At 35.5% G+C, this 4116-nt stretch carries 2 protein-coding genes and 1 pseudogene; all 3 read right to left on the bottom strand.

Annotated features, from left to right (window positions below):
* Nucleotides 1–2216 (bottom strand): annotated as a pseudogene (locus ACFIMM_RS08040) (autotransporter outer membrane beta-barrel domain-containing protein); the annotation flags it as partial.
* Nucleotides 2213–2713, bottom strand: a complete 501-nt coding sequence (locus tag ACFIMM_RS08035) for a hypothetical protein (RefSeq protein WP_375682469.1) — start codon at nt 2711–2713, stop codon at nt 2213–2215. The gene ACFIMM_RS08035 and the pseudogene ACFIMM_RS08040, both read right to left, overlap by 4 nt.
* A gap of 971 nt (nt 2714–3684) precedes the next feature.
* The gene (locus tag ACFIMM_RS08030; protein WP_375682468.1) at nt 3685–3834 is read right to left on the bottom strand and encodes a hypothetical protein; all 150 of its coding nucleotides are present in this window, start codon (nt 3832–3834) and stop codon (nt 3685–3687) included.
* Nucleotides 3835–4116 lie beyond the last annotated feature (282 nt).

Here is a 4116-nt window from a genome sequence, read left to right as displayed (position 1 = left end):
GGATTTGAACCAGAATTGGAGTCAAGCAGTTCGGGTTGCAAACGGAAATCCCAGAAGTTTTCATTCTTTTCATCAAAGAGGTTTTGCGCAATATCGGCTTTTCCTTGGCTTGAGTCTGGTCCATAGGCACGTAGTGTATACATATCTGGTAAACCATTTCTTGTGGTATAGCCATTTACGAGTTTGAAAGAGTTTTCAGTTGCTTTTCCAGAAACTTGAATGAGTGAAAGCCCCCGTACATTAGGAGCAGCAGAGGTATTTGCTTGACTACTGTTCTTTTCTACGCGTCCTGAAACATAAACTGATGTGTTGCCTGAGACGTTCCCATTGATCAAAAGCCTATCGGTTTTTTGATCGGCGATTGGTGCTCCATCACTCCATTGTGCGTTGAAGTAAATTTTTGCGTCACCAGAGGCATTGTAGACGGCTTGCGTGTCTGGTTTACCAGAACCTATATACAAAGTTTGGTAATGCTGTTTTTCTGTTGGCTTGCTAAACATAATGGAGCTGTTATCGAGATTAAGCGTAGAAATATCGGAACGAGATCTTTGAGCAATATCAAGTAGTTTTCCATCAGCATCTTTTTCATTGTTACTGATCTTCAACGTCCATTTTGTGTCGTTTTTCAGATCAAAGCGTGTTTGCCCATTTTCGTCATTTCTTACACCGCCTTGTAAGACAGAATGGTCTGCGGTTAAAGTAAACATTTCAACAGGTTTTGTCTTCTGCTTTATGTTTTTGAATAACGTATCTGCAAGGATTTTTGAATTTTTGAGATTAATTTTCCCCATTGATTCATCGGTATTTATTCCAATACCATTTTCAACGATCAGATCTGTATTGGTCAAATTAACTTCACTGTTTTGCCAATCTTGTGGATTACTATTACTTAGGCCATTTAACTTATTTTTAGACAAATCTGCAAAATTCACCCCAGCAACCCCTGCTGTTGCAGAAGTATTTGCGAGATCAATATGTCCATTTCTGTTTATCTTTAGTGCAATTAGTGTTGCATCTATTTTGTTTTCAGCGCCATTGATCATCTTAATCGTGCTATTGGATGCGACAAGTCCAAAATCAACTTTTTCAATCGTTGTTTTTCCGTTTAATTCAATGACGCTATTTGCAGCAGCATTTACACCCATGCTGGGCAGTTCGATTCCCTCAATATTTGTTTTCTTCCCTTTTATCGTTAATTCTTCACTTGTGATTTTGCCTCCATCCGTTACATAAAGACCAAAGAGAGTCTTCGTAATCGTTGTTTTTCCTTTTAATTCAATGACGCTGTTTGGGCCCTCAGCTGATGCGCCTGTAACTGAGCTTTCGCCATTTTCTGTGAGTGCAACATCTTTAACATTAATATATCCACCCAAAGTTGCATATAATGAATTATTACTCCCAGTAACAGTTCCTCCTGTCATGAAAATTTTTGATTGCTCACCAATGGCACTCAGCGCATTATGCTCAGATGAAATGATTTTCGCACCATTGTTTAAAGTAATGCTACTGCCGTTTTGAGCAATTATTGCTTCTCCTTTTGCCTCAAAAGATCCGCCGGTGATTGTTATTTGAGATTTGTTATCTGCTAAGATGCTGTTTTTTGCTTTCGTGACGGTTACATTATTTAAAGTGACAATACTTCCTTTGTCAGCACTTATTCCTTTATCCATAAGAAAGTCATCATTTCCGCTTGATATTTTTACATCTTTCAGCGTGTTTTCTTTGCTGGTGGTGTTAAGAAATGATGCACCTACTGCTTTGTCTCCTGTGACCTCAATCGATCCTCCGGTCATCTTGATTGTCGCATTATCACTTTCGGCTTTAACACCGATCGAAGCATTTTTAATTGTTGTGTTACCATTCAATTCAATAGTGCTGGAACCTCTTGCAAATGCACCGAATTTTGTTCCTTTACCATTTGCTGTGAGCACAACATCTTTAACATTAATATATCCACCAGCTTTTGTATATAATACACTATTGCTACCGGTAACAGTTCCCTCTGTCATAAAAATTTTTGATTGCTCACCAATGGCATTGAGCCCATCACCGTTAAGTGATGTGATTTTTGCCTTATTGTTTAAAGTAATGATACTACCGTTTCGAGCATTGATTGCTGTTTCGTTTGCCTCAAAAGATCCATCGATAACTGTTACTTGAGTTTGGTTATCTGCAAAGATGCTGTTTTTTGCTTTTTTAACAGTTATATTTTTCAAAGTGAGTTTACTTTTTTTTCAGCTTTTATTGCGTTATAGGGTTCACTGTTTTCACTTGTTATTGTGACATTTTCCATATTTCCGTTACCCGCATTTAGCTGAATAGCGGTTTTATCAACATTGATAGAACCTCCTGTCATTTTGAATGTAGCGTTGTCCGATATATTAACGCCGTATTCATAGGAAGATTTAGTTCCAAGTGGAGCACCAATGATGGTATTGTCCGATAATTCAATCAAACTATCGGATCCTTTAACGGTGACAACGGTTGTAACAGATGGTGGTGTTGAGGAGGTACTCCCCAGCTTTAAATTCTTGCCGATGATTTTTCCACCTGTTTCTGCCCAAATATTCTCGTAGCTTTCTTTAGAGACTTCCATTTTATTTCCATCAGAAACTTTAAGTTCTTTAAGTTCTTCCGCTTGTGTGTTGTGGTAGGTCCCAAATAATAGAATTGCTGCAGTTGCTGTATGCGATAAAAGAGATTTTTTAGACATTTATGTTCTCCTCACTTAAAACTAAGCTACAAATATTTTTTCTGTTTGCCATATCTCCACTTGTTATAAGAAGAACAAACAATATAAGAAAATAAATAATGGTCTATAAAAATATTCTTCTTGCTCACTATTTTATAATTTACTTATAGTTTTATAATTTACTTATAGTCAAATTAAAAAATATAATAATTAATGTATATATTTATATTTAAGTCATATTATATTTATAGTTTTAGTTATTACGTATTAAATATATAATTAAAAATATTAAAATGATATTTAAAGACAATATTATAAGCAAATGATCGTTGTTTGTTTGTACTTTTTAATGGTATCACAGTACTGTCATATATTTTGATGCATTAAGGAGAATAAAGGGTGGGACAGCATCGTTGGGAACAGCCGTCAGCAAAAATTAAAAAAGTTTACTTAATTTTAGATCTGAGGTGTTTTATATTGGATGTAATGTGTTTTATAAATATGCTAAAGAGTACTGATTGATGCTTTTATAAATCTTAGTTTCTTCTTGAGTATTTTGATAAAGTGGTTGATGTCTTTGTTTTTTGGGTGTATTTAATTAAATTATCTGCGTAAAGAAATATTTTGCAGTATGTTTCCTGTGTAAAGAGGAAAATAATAGTAGCTTGTGCTTTTTATCTACTTACGACAGTAAAACTTTACATTTTCTTTTTGCTTTGAGAAAAAGGGGAAGGGGATTTTATGAAGCAAGCGCGATTTATCAATAAACATATATGATTTATCAATAAATACATATAAGGTGTTTTTTCTGAAAGTTTTACTTTCACTTGGAGATGAAGCGCTTTGCGACATTTTTGTTTATGAGAGATAAATGCCATTCAATATCTAAGACAGCGTAAGGGGCAGATTTCTCAAAATCACTGAATTTATTCTCACCCTTAAGCATAACCACCCGCTTTAGTGCATATTTTCATTCTTTTGCGCAAAGACTGCTACACGCATTTCACGCTCCCCAATTCCAGCAAATTGGCAAGACCTTCCACAGCTGTCTTTTCAGGATTATAACGAAAGCGCTCTTTTGCCTGTGTACGAGCAACTACTTCAATCTGGTATGCATCAAAAACAATACCTAGCCTTGTCAATCAATAAATCTTGATGGAGATGATCTTGGGAGGATAAAGAACAAAAGCTATTCGAGCGATCTTTTTATGAAAGGGTGTCAAGAATAAAAAAAGGCAGCATATCGTGCTGCCTTTTTATTAAATTGAATAGAATGAATAGGCTATTTTTACAGCCTTGATTTAAAACTGATAGCGTATGCCGCCTGAGAAATTTGCTCCAGATATACCAGTTTTCTGAAGCTTTTGTTGATAACTTACATCACCATGAAGGGAGAAATTGTGAGACAGTTGCGCATTGATGCC

This window comes from Bartonella sp. AP258QHHD, assembly GCF_042196145.1.
GTDB lineage: Bacteria > Pseudomonadota > Alphaproteobacteria > Rhizobiales > Rhizobiaceae > Bartonella.
This window is presented reverse-complemented; position numbering and strand designations above follow the sequence as displayed.